The organism is Pseudoalteromonas sp. B62, assembly GCF_037162565.1.
Lineage (GTDB): Bacteria > Pseudomonadota > Gammaproteobacteria > Enterobacterales > Alteromonadaceae > Pseudoalteromonas > Pseudoalteromonas fuliginea.
Genome location: NZ_JARLVB010000002.1, coordinates 2,847,186 through 2,864,460 on the forward strand (window position 1 = coordinate 2,847,186; position 17,275 = coordinate 2,864,460).

Here is a 17,275-nt window from a genome sequence, read left to right on the forward strand (position 1 = left end):
TTAAAACATAAGAGCGACACACTATGACAAACTCAGTATTACTCGATAAAAATACACATAAGCACACTCGCATTAAAACTGAACGCGGTGCACAATACGGCGAAGCAGTAAACTACATTCCGGTTGTTGCCGATGAGCTTGCTCAACTTGCATTAGACTACCCAGTCTATTTTATGAAGAACAATCAAACTGGCCAGTTTGAACTATATGCTTTAACTGGCTTTGATGAGGGGCAAAACTTATTTTTACAAAATGATATATGGCATGCCACATACGTACCTTTACACTTACAGCGACAACCATTTAAGTTAGGAATAGGAAATAAACTTACTAACAAGACCGAGCAAACAGATCTCGCTGTTACAATTAACGAACAACACCCAAGAGTAAATAATAGTGAGGGAACACGGTTATTTAACGAAACAGGGGAGCCAACCACATATTTAAATAATGTGAGTGAGCAATTGATAAAGCTTATGCATGGCGGCGAACGTACAACCGCTTTTATCAATACTTTACTAAAACACGATTTAATTGAAGCAGTGCAGCTAAACATCACTAAACCAAATGGCAAAACACAAGGCTACAATGGCTTATATTCTATTGCCGCAGAGACACTACAGCAACTACCTGCAGAAACACTAAATATTTTGCACTCAATGGGTTATATACAAGCTTGCCATCTAATCTTATGTTCAAGCGGGCATGTTAAAAAATTAGTAAAATGGTTACATTGCGGTGATTGAACAGTAGTGTTGTTTATGTATCTCTATTAGCGTAATTTGATCATTAAACTATTTTTAAAAGGAATTTGTATGATTAAGCTAACTCTATTTTTAGCTACGACGTTAAATCTAAATACAGCCTCGTTTGAAGAAGATATGGTAACTGCATTACTTGAAAGAACAACACATAACGTTACCTACGATGGGTCTTATCGCTCTATTGCGTATCCAGGTGGCGATGTGCCCGCTAATGTTGGGGTGTGTACCGACGTAGTTATTCGATCATATCGACTTTTAGGTATTGATTTGCAAAAGCTTGTGCATGAGGACATGCTAAAAAGCTTTGAGCTATATCCCTCTAAGCGTATTTGGGGTTTAACCAAACCGGATAAAAATATAGATCACCGCCGAGTGCCAAACTTACAGGCTTACTTTAAAAATCATGGCCAAGTGCTCGCTAAATCAAGTAACGTGAACGACTATAAAACGGGTGACATTGTAACGTGGATGCTGCCAGGTAATTTGCCGCACATTGGTATGGTTATTAAAGAGCAAGATACACGTTCTGGTAGTCCGTTGATTGTACATAACATTGGGCGAGGGCCTGAAAAAAGCGATATCCTTTTTGCCTATAAAATTACAGGGCATTATAGATTTTTGCCTGAAAAGTACACAAATTCATTTAATTAAGTAATCTATTTTTTAGGAAAGAAAACGGCATTATTGATAAGGTGTAAATTTTGTATCTTAGTTGTTAAGTGCTAAGTGTGAATTTTGCTTATGTAATTCTGTATTTGAGTAATAGATAATTACTATATTACATAAGTTTCTCTTTTACAGAGGTAAAACCTACTTTAACTGCTTAAAAAATTGATAACCTTCTGCATTTTTCAGCTTTTTAGTAAAGCTCATTCCTAAGCTTTTTAGCTTTACTGCATTATTATATGTGCTGATTTTGGATTTTAACTCACTCACGGCCTGCGCTGTTGCGCCAATGCTATCAAGTGCTAAAAAGTACAAGTAAGCGTATTGCACGTTGTTACTTTCAAGTGCCATTGCGTGTTTGAATGAGCCAACAGCAGCGGGTTTGTTACCGCTTCTAATAAGCGCCATACCATTTGCATAATGTAGCGGCGCAGAGGTAGCTACTGCTGTTAAACCATTATTAAGCACGCTTTGCATTTTTTCTGTTTGGCCAAGTCGGTAATAAATGTCGGCTAGATTCACATAACTTGCATCAAAGTAAGGATCAACGCTAATGCCTTTTTGTAACGACTTTATAGCGCCGTTTATGTCTTGTTTATTAAGCGCGAGCATACTTTGATTGATGTTACCTTCACCGCGCCATGTATTTACAGTATTAGCGTGTGCAAGCTCTATAATTGATTGATTAAGCCCGCTTATTTGCGTTGCTGTTTGGCTTAGGTTTTGCGCTGCGGCAACACGCACCGACTTTAATTTGTCGGTTAATAGTTGTTTGTAGCTTTTTAAGCGCTCTGCTTCGGGCAGTAAAAAACCTACTTTAGCAATCGCCAAGCGAATAAGCGGAAGCGGTGAATTAACCCAACTTTTTACTGTGGCATCGTTTAGCTCAGCCCCTGAATTGCCTAAATAAGCAATCGCACTGGCGCGATCTATTTCGTTTAACGAAAAGTCATTAATTAAGCGCATATGTGCATTTTGCGATATGGCTTTGAGTGAGCGTAACTCAAGCATACTGTGCTCACTTGCACTTAATGCCGGTGCTTTACCATGCCATTTTTCAAGCGTGCTTGCTGCCCATTCGTTTGTTTGACCGTCGTGGCATTGCACACACGCATTGGGTGTATCGTATTTTATTGATATATCAGGGCGCGGAATTTTAAAGCTATGGTCGCGCCTGTCATCAACGCCCATGTACCTAGTTGTAGGCATATGGCAATTAACACATTGCGCACCGGTAGATTGTTCTTTATGACGATGATGCTCGGGCTTGTTGTATTCACTGGCACTATGGCATTGTAAACACAATCCATTCGTTTTTGTTTTAACTTTCATAGTGTGTTTATCGTGGCAGTCAACGCAGTTAACACCGGCTTTGTACATTTTACTTTGTGCAAAAGAGCCAAATACATACACTTCTTCTTTAATTTGGCCATCGGCGTGATACAAGTTAGGTTCTAAAAATGAAGGACTAAATTGGTCCAAAAACGCTTGGTTGTTATCAAAACCATCAGTAAGCGGGCTTCTAAGCGAGTGGCACGCATAACAGCCTTGCATAAAGCTGTTATCGCGGGGCTCACCTTGCCAAGTAGCAATTTTATTATCGCCGATAATTTTCCACTGCGACATATTGGTTGGGCTTGTTTGAGCTGCCTTTATGATTTTTTTAGTTTTATGTTCGTCCGTTATATTATTGTGGCAAGATTTACAGCCCACATTTATATTTGAAAAGTGCGTATCAAAGTTTTCTTTTTCAGTATTGTAATTACGCTTTAAATTATCCGAATGGCAATCGGCGCACATACCGTTCCAGTTTTGTAGAGGTTGTAGCCAATGTAGACGGTCGTTCGGTTTTACATCCTCGTTAGCGTAGTTGGCATACCAACGCTGCCCGCCAAGTGCTTTGGCGCGACTATCCCATGCAAAAGGAAATACTTGGTACTTACCTTTTTCAACTTCAATTAAATACTGTTGCAGCGGGTCAAAACCAAATACATAATTTACGGTGTACGTTTTTTTAGTGCCTTGCTCGGTCAAATCAATTAAAAAGGCATCTTTTTCTTTATAAAACACGGCTTTTTGGGAAAAGTGGGTAGTAGTTACATTATTAAAATCCCCAAGCACGGTATCTTTATTGGCTAAAGCCATTGAACTTGCATGATCTGATTGTTTCCAATCACGGGTTTGTTTTTGATGACAAGACTGGCATTCATCGTTTGCAATAGCTGAAAAACAGCTGCATAAAAAAGAATAGCAAAGAGGCTCTTTATTATATTTATCATTTTGGACTCGATCCATAGTCTTTATTTATATTAGCAAGTATTAAATTCTCGCTTGAGATTTATTTATGTATTTCATTGCAATCAACAGAGCTTGTCTTGGTAATAGTTGAAAAGTGAGACTCGCCGTTATCAAGCCCTGTATAACTAAAATAGTTATTTTTAAGTGAAACTTTATAATATTATTGGTGCTTTAAATCCTGATCACACTTGCAACCCTTATCAAATACTCTATTCCTCGTGATTTGAAATAGTACGACCCTTAATCTTAATTAGTTCGAATTGGAGATTTATATTGACCATTGATAAAAGCATGATTGTCAACCGTTAACAATAACAAAAAGACATCAAATATTAAACTTCATTAGCATTAATATTTAAGAGTAATTAGATGTTAGATAACACAGCGATGCAGCTTTATAAGTTATTAAGTTACATCGATATAATGACCTTGGGCATAAACGCTAATAGTCGGGTATAGCTGACTAAATTGTAAAATTCATTTTTGTATATAAGTGAGACATAACTAAGGTCATAACTTCACTGGTCGTTGACATTTTTGAGTGTCATCGTCGAGTAATTGTTTGTTTCATTGAGGGAGTATTTTGCAAAAATCGTCGACATCGACATCGACATCGAAAACTAATTCAACAGTTTTAATCATGCCTGTTCCTTGTTTATCCAATCGTTCTTGAGCGAAAGTTCGGAACTCGGGACAGGCACTTAGTTCAATTTCTTAAACAAGATTCAGCTTAGTTAATTTATTACTACTGACTTTAAATTCGATTTGCAGTGGCGTTGATTAAGCATAAAGTTTATTTCATCACTTGATATTATGTTTTACGGCTTTAATTGCTGCGGCGCTATCTTGTGCTTTTAGTGCTTCTAAAATAGCGCGATGCTCGTTTACACATTCAGAGCTTGAGGTGATGCGTTTATAATTTAAACGCATACGCATGACATACGGGTACCAAATATTAACTAACTCTTCACCACCCGCTTGATAAATTAAGTATTGGTGAAATGAGATATCGATTTTAGTCACTTCGGTGTAATCTTCGCGGTCGAGTGCATCTTCTATAGATGCTAAGATACCTTCAAGTTCTGCAATGTTTTGATCAGTTAAATTACCGTTTAACTCAGTTATTGCATACTCTTCTATGCTGCGGCGAAGTTTAATCATTAAACGTTGTAACTTAGGCTCTAGTACGCTGTTGACTGATGCACCGCAATTGTTTCGCGAAATCAACAGACCTTCTTTTGTTAATTGCAAAATCACATCTCGAATTGGACCTCTGGAGAGACCAAAGCGCTCAGCCAGCTCTTTTTCATTTAACTTAGTTTGTGGTGGCATTTCACCAGAGATTATATCTGAACGTAATTGTTCAGCGATTTGATCTTTTACAGACAAAATTTTTGTTGCTCTGTTACCAGCCATATTTATTCCTAGATTTAATTTACTTTATGTGACCTTAGCTACGGTTAAAAAATAGTCGTTATTCGAGTTAAGATCATGTACTTATCTCAGTGTATATAAAAAAAGGAATGGTCTATTGTTAACACATTACAACAGACCAATAAATGTACAATTAAATGATGAATGTGCAATTATTTTTTAAATCGTCGCTCATACATAGACTCATTCATCGCTTTAGCGGCTTCAATCATTTCAATGTAGGGTCTATCAGTGACACTTATAAAGCCTACGTTATAATTTTCGCCATCGTAAGCTCTGCCTGTAATCGGAGAATCTATATACTGAAACCAATGAGCACCTATAAAGTAGGGGTTGTCGATCACTGAGTTCATATAATCGGTATACATATTTGCTCTGTCTTGTTGATTAGCAGCATGTATTAACCCAGGATGAAATAATCCTGAATCAGATGAACCAACATGAAACTCACCAATTATAGCGGGTTTGTCAAATTGTGATAAAAACGCCCACTTGTCATCCCTTAGACCTTCTTTGTATGCGTTAAAACTTATTACATCAACATATTTAGCCGAGGCTTTAACAACTTCTATAGGCATGCCCCAATCAGGAAAACGCGCACCTAAATACATATGATTTGGTAGGTATTTATCCATAGCGGCATTTACCACACTAAAGTACTTATCAGCATAGGCGGTGAGTAATATAGAAAAATCGACAAGCTGCTCTTCATTTTTTATATCAACCGTTACACCTTTGTCAAACTCAACCCATGAGGCTAAGTTTAAGTGCCATACCTTATTAAGTTTAGCGACATCAGTATATTTTTCTTTCATTAAGCGAGAAAATTCAGCTTTAGTAGGCACTGTTTTAGCATCACGGCCTAATGTGTTTATTACAATACCATAATGGCTTTTAACAGAATCAGGGCGGCCAAAGCTTTTTTCGTTATCAATGAATACACCTACTGCCCAAGGCGAATTTTTAACTTCTTTTGCAACAACACTAACGGTTTCGTTAGCACGCACTGTAAATTCAGGGTCGAATACATCCGGCATGGCTCCCCAAAAATCGTTGCCGCTTGATACGGTTTTAAAATCACCTATAATCCAACCATTGGCAAAATAGGGCACTTTTTGATTATCGTAGTAGCTCGGATCTGTCCAGTTGCCTAATGAACTAAAGCCCCATGTAATCATTCTATCGAGGGTAACTTCTCGCCATTTTTGCATGTAATCTGCATTATTTTGACCATATTTGCGTTCTAAATTAGCAGCGTAGAAGCTATATGTTTCACCGTGTTCTAACGGACCCGAATGCGCACTTTTACGATAGCCAAAATGTTTACCGAGTGGATCGCTATAATCAGGTAGCCATTCAAATAAATTTTTACGCACTTGTGACGCTACAAAGCGGCTTTTAAGCGCTTCTTTATTTACTTGGTTTAAACCTTTTGAATCCTCAGGTGTTACACCGGCATCAGCTGGTTTAGCTAACAACGCTTGATCAAAATCGTAACCCGTCAGTGTTGTTGAGTTTGCAAGACGAATAATATCAATGCCAGTTGCAAGATATAAATAGCCATCAGGGTCGACTAATGACCATTTATCATTGTATTTAGCCGTTCTAAAATAACCAGTCGCTTCTAATTTTGGACCTTTTGCCCAGCCACCAAAGCGTGAGCGATTAGTAGGGCGTTTAGAAAGTAACTGTGTTGCTTCTTGTTTTTTGTCGCTCAATAGCTCGGCTTCTGAATGTACTTTCCCTGCAAATTCTTGTTTTGCATTTTGGCCAAATTCATCAACAATTTTGGTTAAAAAAGCGGTATTAAATTGAGGGTTTTTACGAAGTGAAATAGATTTTATTGCCAGCTCTTTGTCATGTAATGTACTTTGCACGCTAATTGCTATTTTAGCGATGCCTTTTAAGTTGAGATTTTTTTACCCCACATAGAAATAAACTGTACCTCATCAGACTCCCACGTATCTGGGTTAGAGCGAAGACCAGAAGTAAAGTTAAGTTCTACATTTTCTTTGCCATCGGGCGTTGCAAGGTCGTGGCCGTCAAGTTTTGCGTAATACGTGTTGTATCCACCTACCGGCACATTAACGCTACGCGTATAGTTAGCACCGTCAATATCGGAGATATCTAAATAAATTTGTACAGAGTGTGTTCCCGGGTTTGCCAATTCAAAGGCAAGATTGAAATCATTAAATTCACTCCAATCCCAAGGTTTTTCCGGTGAAAAAACAATACTAGCGTACGAGTTTTTCTTAGATTGAAACTGTACATTTAAAACCGAGTTTTCATTTTTTACTACAGCGGAATTACTTTGGTAATCAACAGACGTCGCTGTATGGTGAGTGTCATCTGCAAATAAATACATTAATGTATTAGTAGATTTAATCTGTACGGCATCTGTTGTGGGGCGATCAACTTTAACGTCTTCTTGATTACAGGCACTTAACGCAAGCAAGAGCGATGTGAGGAGTATGTTCTTTTTATATGTCATTGCTGTTTAACCTTTAATTACAATTTAACATACCATACATTAAAAAAACAAATTTGAAAATTGTTAACAATGTGCAATTTTAACTTTTTAGAATGTACACCAGTAAGGTAATGATTTTATTTAATTATTTTTTTATATTTATTACAAAACAAATGAACATAAAGTAACGTTCTTTAAAATATAGGTTGCAAGTATATTAATTTTAAAATACTCTCGAAATCACACCCATGGTTAATTGTTAACAATATATAATTTAGCACAACCCCTTACTTTATTCTCTACATAAAGTAACACACAATAACAACAAAGTTGGATTGAAGTATGAATGGTAGTAAACGTAATGTGTTTTTCTTTGCATTTATTGTCGCCTTTGGTGGCTTTATATTTGGATTAGACGCTGCTCTTATTTCAGGTACGGTTCGTTTTGTATCGGCAGAATTCAATTTATCAGACATTCAAATTGGCACAGTCGTGAGTGCACCTGGTTTTGGTGTGCTATTTGCTTTAGTCATTACCGGTTACATATGCAATATGTTTGGCCGAAAAAATACTTTAATAGGCATTGCGTTTATATACATACTGTCGGCAATTGCATCGGTTTTAGCGCCAAGTTACGAGCTATTAGTTGCTGCTCGTTTTATAGGTGGATTAGCATTCACGTCTTTATCGGTCGCTGCTATGTATATAGGTGAAGTTGCACCGTCTAAGTACCGTGGTAAATTAGTGTCTATGATTCAAATAAATATTGTTGTTGGATTATCCGCAGCGTATTTTGCTAACTACTTACTTGTTGATTTAGCTCACAGTAATTTTGAGTGGGTAACACAGTGGAATGTGCAAGATAATTTATGGCGCTGGATGCTAGGCGTTGAGATTGTTCCTGCTGTTTTATGGTTTTTATTATTATTTACTATTCCTCAAAGCCCGCGTTGGTTAGTTATGAAAGGCAACGAAACACGCGCTATAACTATCTTGCATCGTTTAAATAAAAATACTGAATTGGCCCAAGAGCAACTTAAGAGTATTAAAGAGAGCTTGGTTGATTACAGCGAAACAGGTGGGTATTTTTCTTCATTTAAACAACTACTCGAAAGTCGTGTTCGCGCCGCTGTCATTATTGCTTTTACTATTGCTATTGTGCAGCAAGTGACGGGGATTAACGCCATAATGTTTTATGCTCCAACGGTGTTTGAACAACTGGGAGTCGGCACTGATGCGGCTTTTTTTAACGCTGTTTTAATTGGTTTAGTCAGTATTGTATTTACTGTGGTAGCTATTGCTTTGATAGATAAGTTAGGGCGCAGACCCCTTGTTATTTGGGGATTAGCTGCTGCAACAATTAGTTTGTTTATGTGTTATTTAGGCTTTAGCCAGGCAGAATATAGTTTGTCGGCTGAGGATATAGCCTCGTTTTCAGCGTTAAATTCTATTACAGGACTGGAGCACATAATTGGTACTGTGTATCACAGTGATATTGAATTTAAGCAAGCACTAGCGAGCGTACTTACTGCTTCGCAACAGCAATTATTTGAAAGCGATTTAATTTCACGCGCAGCAACTATAAACGCGCCACTTATATCATTTGGTATAGCGGGCTTTATTGCAGCCTTTCACTTTTCGATTGGGCCAATTATGTGGGTGATATTTTCTGAAATATTCCCGACTCGTATTCGAGGTGTGGCCATTCCTACCTTCGCATTTATTGCCAGTGTAATTAGCTATTTTGTTCAGCAGTTTTTCCCATGGCAGCTAAGTAATTTAGGCGCTGCAAACATCTTTTTACTTTATACCGTATCGGGTGTTGCCGGCTTTGCATTGCTATTTAAGTTTATGCCAGAGACTAAAAATAAATCGATAGAAGAAATTGAAGTCTACCTAGAAGGTCTACACACTAAAAAAGTACAGGAGGGTGTGTGAGTACTTTACTCGCTATTGGCGAATGTATGGTCGAGCTAGTACCAACAGGTATTAGCGAATGTAAGCAGTCTTTTGCGGGCGATACTTACAATGCTCTTGTGTATGCAAAGCGTTTTGCAAACACACTAAATTGCGCGCTATTTACAGCTGTAGGTAGCGACGTACTGAGTGCCAATATGCTCAAATGTTGGCAACAAGAAGGTATTAGCACGCAAAACGTGATTACAACAGCAGACTATAACGTGGGTATTTACGCTATTTCAACGGATGCTGATGGTGAGCGAAGCTTTGATTATTGGCGTAATCAATCAGCAGCGAAGCATATGATGAGTTTATATACTCAAAAGCCATTTAATTTAGGTTTGAAAGAATCAGACTGGGTGTTTTTCAGTGGCATTAGTTTAGGTATTTTAGATGATGAATCTAAACAAGGTTTACTCACATTATTAGCTGATTTTAAAAAACAAGGCTGCACAATTGCGTTCGACCCTAATTATCGCGCGCGTATGTGGCAATCAAAAAGCCACGCTATTGAATGGCTAGAGCGTGCTTATGCGCTTAGTAATGTAGTTTTACCAGGTCTTGATGATCACCGTGTGTTATTCGGTCATTCAAGCAGTGCAGAGATTGTTAAGTACTGTACACAATTTGATATCGACGAAATTGTTATTAAAGCTGGTAGTGCCGGGATGCAGGTTTATTGCAAAGATGATCTTAAAGCGTCATGTCCGTTTACACCCGCTGCAAAGCAAGTTGATAGTACAGCGGCAGGTGACTCATTTGCGGGAACCTACTTAGCCGCAAGAATGTGCGCCCAAAACCCTCAAAATGCATTAGAAATGGCTGACAATGTTGCCTCACAAGTTGTGCAGCATCAAGGCGCGATTTTACCTCTTGACGTATACCAGTCGCTAAATATAAGCCTAGGTAAGTAAGGAATTAACATGTCTGATAAAAAATTAAGTTTAGCAAGTAAGCGTTCAATAGAGCGTGGATACGATAAATATGGCCCGCAGTGGCTGACAGAATTTGATGTGGAACCGTTGCTGGGTGATTTTGCCTATGAAGAAGGGGTTATACGTCGCGATCCTTCATCTGTTTTATACATTGATGGTGTTTATCATTGTTGGTACACCAAAGGTGAGGGAGAAACAGTTGGTTTTAATGCACAAGACTCAAGTGCAAAAGTGTTTCCTTGGGATTTAACGCAAGTTTGGCATGCAACGTCAAAAGATAGCATAACGTGGCAAGAGCAAGGGGTCGCTGTGAGTCGAGGCGACGATGGTAACTATGACGATCGCGCTATTTTTACCCCTGAAGTATTCGCGCATCAAGGTAAGTATTACTTGGTGTATCAAACGGTACAAACACCGTACACCAATCGCCAATATGAGCATATTGCCATAGCGCATTGCGATACCCCTTTTGGTCCTTGGATTAAATCACCTGAACCTATTGTTAGCCCAAGTAAAGATGGTCAATGGCACGGTGATGAAGACAATCGCTTTGCAGTAACAGCTAAAGGTAGTTTTGATAGCCATAAAGTACACGATCCATGTTTAGTATTTTTTAATAACAAATTTTACTTGTATTACAAAGGTGAGACCCAAGGTGAGGGAATGAACTTTGGTGGTCGTGAAATCAAACACGGTGTTGCTATTGCTGATGATGTATTAGGGCCTTATGTTAAATCGCCTTACAACCCTATTTCTAATAGCGGTCATGAGGTCGTTGTTTGGAATTACAAAGGTGGTATTGCTAGTTTGCTAACAACCGATGGCCCTGAAAAAAATACTATTCAATTTGCTCAGGACGGTATTAATTTTGAAATTATGGCGCATATAAAAGGCGGTCCAGAAGCAATTGGCTTATATAGACCTGCACAAGGGTTTGATCAAAACCCAGCGCCAGGCATTAGTTGGGGCTTGTGCCATAAATACGATGCCAGTTGGAACTGGAACTATATTTGTCGTTTTACTCCTCGTAAGCAAGTGCTCGACGCTGGTACCTTTCAAAACAGTAACTAGGGAAAGTAAACAATGAGTGAGCAACAAAATCAATTTGACCCGACAGAGCATCCACATCGGCGTTTAAACCCATTATTAAATGAATATGTGTTGGTGTCGCCACACAGGGCTAAACGCCCATGGCAAGGTCAAGAAGAAAGTGTAGATATTGAGGTTAAACCAGAATACGACGAAAGCTGTTTTTTATGTAAAGGCAATACGCGTATTAACGGCGAAGTAAATCCAGATTACAAAAACACCTTTGTGTTTACTAATGACTTTGCCGCCTTGCGTGAAGGTGTGCCTGATGTGGAGCAAACCGATCCCCTATTTAGCATGCATACAGAGCGTGGCACTGCGCGTGTTATTTGTTTTTCGCCTAATCATGCAAAAACACTACCAGAGCTCAGTGTTTCGCAAATTACAAATGTAGTAAGCACATGGCAAGAGCAATGCCAAGAGTTATCAAAAACTTACAACTGGGTTCAGGTATTTGAAAATAAAGGCGCTGTAATGGGATGCTCTAACCCGCATCCACATGGTCAAATTTGGGCACAAAATAAATTACCGAGTTTGGTTGCACGTAAGCATACAAACCTTAGTAACTATTATAAACAGTATGGCAGTAGTTTATTGCTCGATTACGCAAAACGTGAGTTGGAATTAAATGAACGCGTAGTATGTGTAAACGATGATTGGCTTGTGGTTGTTCCTTATTGGGCTGCATGGCCATTTGAAACACTGCTATTACCTCGGTTTGCGGTTACTCAAATGATAGAGCTGACAGACGCTCAACAAAGTACTCTAGCTGAAATTATTAAAAATATAACGACTCGTTACGATAACTTATTTCAGTGCTCGTTCCCTTACTCTATGGGCTGGCATGGCGCGCCTTATGATGGTCAAAGCCACTTATTTTGGCAATTACATGCGCAGTTTTTACCGCCATTACTACGATCAGCCAGTGTTAAAAAATTTATGGTTGGTTACGAAATGATGGCCGAAGCACAGCGTGATATAACACCCGAGCAAGCTGCCACTATTTTGAAGAAACAATCACTAACGCATTATAAAGAGAACACTAAATGAATGTTGAACAAAGCGCACGGTTAGCTTTTTTAAACCACTTTGGATGCGATGCCGACTTTGTTGTCAAAGCCCCTGGGCGTGTTAATTTAATTGGTGAGCACACCGATTACAATGACGGTTTTGTACTGCCTTGTGCCATTGAATACGCTACTTACATTGCAGTGTCACCTCGAACTGACGATGTAGTAAATGTACTTGCACTTGATTGCGATAACCAAACCGACAACTTTTTAGTAAATAAACCGCTTAATAGCCACAGTACGCAAACGTGGAGTAATTATGTTCGCGGCGTAGTTGATGAACTGCAAAAACGAAATCATCAACTCAGTGGCTGCGACATATGCATCACAGGTAATGTCCCGCAAGGAGCTGGTCTTAGCTCATCGGCTGCACTTGAGGTAGGTATTGCTTATGCGTTTAATCATTTATGTGAATTGTTTATTGAACGTAAAGAGATTGCAAAAATAGCACAAGCAGCAGAGAACAACTTTGTAGGGTGTAACTGTGGAATTATGGATCAGCTTATATCGGCGTGTGGTACACAAGGTAAAGCACTAGGGATAGATTGCCGCTCACTTGATTTAGTGGAAGTGAGCATTGACCCTGCTATGACCATTTTAATGATTAATTCCAACGTTAAACGCGGCTTACTCGATAGCGAGTATAACCTTCGACGCGAGCAATGCTATAGCGGCGCTAAAGCTTTTTCGAAGTCAAGTTTACGTGAGGTGAGTATTGAGGAGTATGAATCGCAAAAACATATGCTAAATAAAGACGTTGCTAAACGTGTAGAGCACATTGTTTATGAAAATCTCCGCACCCTTGAAGCTATGCAGGCTTTTACTCATAACGACATAACGAAACTTAGTACATTAATGGCTCAAAGCCATGGCTCTATGCGTGATTTATTTGAAATAACTACACCGCAAATAGACACATTGGTGGATATTATTAGCCAAGTAATACAAAACAATGGTGGTGTAAGAATGACTGGTGGAGGCTTTGGCGGGTGTGTCGTCGCATTTGTACCCAATATACTGGTAAAAGATGTTATTGCTGCTGTTGAGTCGCAATACGAGCGTTTAACAGGCTTGAAAGAGTCTATTTATACCAGCTTACCGTCTGCTGGTGTATCACTCATAAGAGCGTGAGGAAAATTCAATGAAAAAAGTACTGGTTACGGGAGGCGCAGGCTATATAGGTAGCCACACTGTTTTAAGCTTATTAAAAGATGGCTATAACGTTGTTGTGATTGACGATTTAAGTAACTCGAGTCGTGAATCGTTAACTCGTGTTGAAGCTTTAGCGCAACGTAAAGTTGAATTTATTCATGCCAGTTTACTTGATTACGATAAGTTATGCGCCGCATTTACAACGCATCAGTTTGATTCGGTCATTCATTTTGCAGGTTTAAAGGCGGTGGGTGAATCAATAGAAAAACCGTTGGAATATTACTACACCAATCTGGTCTCTACGTTAAACCTATGTCAGTGCATGCTCAAATTTAGCGTGAATAAATTAGTATTCAGCTCATCAGCCACCGTTTATGGGCAAGGCGCATCAGTACCTTACACCGAAGGTTTACCGCTTGGTCGCGCTGCTAGCCCTTATGGGCAAACAAAAGTAATGATTGAGCAAATACTACAAGAAATAGTGGCTTCTAAGACGGGACTACAAGTTGCAAGCTTACGCTACTTTAACCCAATTGGTGCAGATATTAGTGGTCAAATTGGCGAAGACCCATTAGGTATTCCAAATAATTTAATGCCCTTTATAGCTCAGGTAGCGGTAGGTAAACGTGACAAATTAGCTATTTTTGGAGGCGATTACCCTACTGAAGACGGTACATGTGAGCGGGACTATATACACGTTAGTGATTTAGCCAAGGGTCATATTAAAGCTCTTAAATGGCTTGGCGAGCAACACCATAGCTTATATGAAGCATTTAACTTAGGCACTGGCACTCCTTATTCTGTGCTTGGTATCGTAAAAGCATTTATTGAGTATACCGGAGTTGATATTAACTTTGACATTGTAAAGCGCCGCGATGGCGACTCAGCTGCTTTTTGGGCCGATTCATCTAAAGCCAAGGCTATTTTAGGCTGGCAATGTAAATACACCCTTGCAGACATGATGAAAGACACGTGGCGCTGGCAAAGCAATAACCCTAATGGCTACCCAAATGTATAACCTCCTTATGTAAAAACACTGTCTACACAAGGCGTCCTAATTCACACACAATAATAAAGGTGATTAAAATGAAACGCAGAAGTTTTTTAAAGCTCAGCGCCGGCCTACTAAGTTCAAGTATGCTCGGTGGTTGCAGCGGTTTATTTGCATCATACCGAGGTGACTTAACCTCAACTGCACCATTAGATAATACGAATTTAAGCAAGCAAGTGTGGCTCGGTAAGCATTTTTGGGGGAACAGACTCCAAGACTGGCAACGCATAGGTAATGAGCTTTTATGTACTCGAGAAGAAAAAGATTTTGAAGCGCGTACCGTATCGTTACTCACCAGGCAGCTTAATAGCTCTTTACAAAGTGGGCGTATAAAAGCCACCGTACGCAATTTAACGCCGAACGAAAAAGGCTTTTGTGGATTTTTATTAGGGATTGGTAAAGGTGAGCTAACAGCTAAAGGTGCTGCTTTAGCGCAGCGAGCTGGTGGCGAAAATGGCGGAATAATTGCGGCCTTTGACAGTTTAGGTAAATTATCATTTAGACAGTTTGATGATGAAAGCAAAGCCCTTGATTTTACTATTATTAATCGTACTCCATTTAATATACAACAATATAAAAGCGGCGATAAAATAACACTCGATTGCCATTTAGACCCAATAGATGCAAACCATTTTGATATTCGTCTTGTGGCAAGTAACACAAATACTGCCCAGGAGTTAGGATTTGCAGTACTTCACAAAGTCCCCGCAGATCAACTGCAAGGAGGTATTTCGTTATTAAGCTCCTCAGAGCCTTTTGTAGCAGGTGCTCGTTGGGGGTTTAGTGATATTGAAACCGGTGGAGGTAAAATAACTCTAAATAATGCCAATACCTTAGGCCCCGTTATGGGGTGTATGTATAGCGTTAATCAGCAGGTACTCAAGTTATCTTGTCAGTTAATGCCTATTAATATTAAAGAATTTTCACGCGTAGAGCTGCAATATAAGTTTGAAAACCAATCCGATTGGCAGCATGCAGGCACAGCAAAAATTGAAGATGGTTTTGTAGCAAGGTTTAGATTAAGTAATTGGGATTATTTAAAACAAGCTCAATACAGAATTGTTAACCCACAAAAGCCTGATGACACTTTATATTCTGGAACTATTGCTAAGGACCCACAAAGTAGTAAAGAATTTACGATTGCATTGTACTCTTGTATTATTCCTACTTCTAAAAGCTTAGACAACACACATTACACACGCCTTATTAGTAGCGAGCGCGATTTAGGACGTTACACCAAAGACAATATTTTATTTCCTCACACTGAACTTGTAGAAAATGCTAATTACCATAACCCTGATATGTATGTCTTTTGTGGCGATCAGTACTACGAAACATACCCGACTCGCTATGGTCGCCACACCAAAGATGCCAAACTAGATACCTTATATAAATGGTACTTATGGTACTGGGCGTTTGCCGATAGTATGAAAGATAAGCCTACACTTGTTTTAGTTGATGACCATGATGTGCTGCAAGGTAACTTGTGGGGCTATGGTGGCGATCACTCCGATATGCTAAAAGAGGAAGATGGCGGTTATAAGTGGGACAAAGACCTTGTTAGAATGATCTACCGTATGCAAAATGGGCATAATCCGGACCCTTACGATCCCACACCGATAAAATATGATATTCCGGTTAGTTATGCTGCATTTGAATATGGCGGAATTAGCTTTGCGATGGTTGAGGATCGTAAATTTAAAACGCCACCTGACTACAAAGCTAATAAGCTTGCCACAACGGGTGAGTTATTAGGTAAACGCCAAGAAGCCTTTTTAAAAGACTGGCAAACTATGCACCCGGGTAAACCTAAAATATGTATTACAGCTTCCATGTGGGGGTCGCCTCAAACCGATGAAAATGGCAAAGCATTAATAGATTACGATGCAAATGGCTACCCGGCTGATGGGCGTACACGCGCAGTAAAACTAGTAAGTGACGCTAACGCATTAGTAATTGCGGGAGATCAACACCTCGGATTGCTTGCCTATCAAGGAATCAATACTTTTGATGATGGTAGCTTGTTTTTTGCAGGCCCAGCTAGCGCAGCATTTTGGCAGCGATGGTTTGAACCCCACGCACCTTTACCAAATCAGCGAAACAACGACAAAAACACCGGTGATTTTACAGACACGTTTGGCAATAAAATGCGAGTTCTAGCGGCAGCTAACCCAAAAGTTACGCATAAAGTTTTTGCTAAACAAAATACAACGTGGGGTAAGTTTTTAGCTGACAGAAACTTAAAAAGTGAAGGTTATGGGATTATTAAAATAAACCATGCAAAAAAATATTATCAATTAGAGTGCTGGGAATGGAATACAGATCCATCAACAGAAAAGCAGTTTACTGGTTGGCCGTATATAAAAGAATTTTGATTAGGCTTGAAC

Annotated in this window: 11 protein-coding genes and 1 pseudogene; 9 read left to right on the forward strand and 3 right to left on the reverse strand. The window is 39.2% G+C overall.

From position 1 onward, the window contains the following. Positions 1-23 precede the first annotated feature (23 nt). Together P4S71_RS17325 and P4S71_RS17330 are read left to right on the forward strand one after the other, a co-directional pair. A complete protein-coding gene (locus P4S71_RS17325) occupies positions 24-746 on the forward strand; it encodes a SapC family protein (RefSeq protein ID WP_337151116.1) in 723 nt (240 codons plus the stop codon). 69 nt (positions 747-815) lie between these two features. Next, entirely contained in the window at positions 816-1,415 is a 600-nt protein-coding gene (locus P4S71_RS17330) for a DUF1287 domain-containing protein (protein ID WP_337151117.1), read from the forward strand. Positions 1,416-1,574: 159 nt separating this feature from the next. Here the strand turns inward: P4S71_RS17330 and P4S71_RS17335 are convergent, their stop codons facing one another. The 3 genes and pseudogenes from P4S71_RS17335 to P4S71_RS17345 all read right to left on the reverse strand — a co-directional run bounded on the left by P4S71_RS17335 (position 1,575) and on the right by P4S71_RS17345 (position 7,653). Then, positions 1,575-3,725, reverse strand: coding sequence for a multiheme c-type cytochrome (locus tag P4S71_RS17335; protein ID WP_337151118.1), 2,151 nt, complete (start codon positions 3,723-3,725; stop codon positions 1,575-1,577). A gap of 804 nt (positions 3,726-4,529) precedes the next feature. Beyond that, positions 4,530-5,144 carry a GntR family transcriptional regulator gene (locus tag P4S71_RS17340; RefSeq protein WP_337151119.1) on the reverse strand — a complete coding sequence of 205 codons (615 nt, stop codon included), beginning with the start codon at positions 5,142-5,144 and terminating at the stop codon, positions 4,530-4,532. A 170-nt stretch (positions 5,145-5,314) separates the two neighbouring features. Continuing rightward, a pseudogene (locus P4S71_RS17345) lies at positions 5,315-7,653 on the reverse strand (agarase). Between the two features lie 321 nt (positions 7,654-7,974). On the opposite strand from P4S71_RS17345, the gene P4S71_RS17355 reads away from it, so the two are divergent. The 7 genes from P4S71_RS17355 (at position 7,975) to P4S71_RS17385 (ending at position 17,263) form a co-directional block, all read left to right on the forward strand. After that, positions 7,975-9,570 (forward strand): MFS transporter, encoded by a 1,596-nt coding sequence (locus P4S71_RS17355; RefSeq protein ID WP_337151122.1) that lies wholly within the window; start codon positions 7,975-7,977, stop codon positions 9,568-9,570. Next, positions 9,567-10,505, forward strand: coding sequence for a sugar kinase (locus P4S71_RS17360; RefSeq protein WP_033031699.1), 939 nt, complete (start codon positions 9,567-9,569; stop codon positions 10,503-10,505). The genes P4S71_RS17355 and P4S71_RS17360 overlap by 4 nt, the downstream gene beginning before the upstream one ends. Before the next feature lie 9 nt (positions 10,506-10,514). Continuing rightward, a complete protein-coding gene (locus tag P4S71_RS17365; protein WP_337151123.1) occupies positions 10,515-11,597 on the forward strand; it encodes a glycoside hydrolase family 117 protein in 1,083 nt (360 codons plus the stop codon). A 12-nt stretch (positions 11,598-11,609) separates the two neighbouring features. Further along, positions 11,610-12,665: a UDP-glucose--hexose-1-phosphate uridylyltransferase gene (locus tag P4S71_RS17370; RefSeq protein WP_337151124.1), complete on the forward strand. Its 1,056-nt coding sequence runs from the start codon at positions 11,610-11,612 to the stop codon at positions 12,663-12,665. After that, positions 12,662-13,816 carry a galactokinase gene (gene galK, locus P4S71_RS17375; protein ID WP_337151125.1) on the forward strand — a complete coding sequence of 385 codons (1,155 nt, stop codon included), beginning with the start codon at positions 12,662-12,664 and terminating at the stop codon, positions 13,814-13,816. The genes P4S71_RS17370 and galK overlap by 4 nt, the downstream gene beginning before the upstream one ends. A gap of 10 nt (positions 13,817-13,826) precedes the next feature. Continuing rightward, the gene (galE, locus tag P4S71_RS17380; protein ID WP_337151126.1) at positions 13,827-14,855 is read left to right on the forward strand and encodes a UDP-glucose 4-epimerase GalE; all 1,029 of its coding nucleotides are present in this window, start codon (positions 13,827-13,829) and stop codon (positions 14,853-14,855) included. A gap of 68 nt (positions 14,856-14,923) precedes the next feature. Then, positions 14,924-17,263, forward strand: a complete 2,340-nt coding sequence (locus P4S71_RS17385) for an alkaline phosphatase D family protein (protein ID WP_337151127.1) — start codon at positions 14,924-14,926, stop codon at positions 17,261-17,263. Positions 17,264-17,275: the final 12 nt, after the last annotated feature.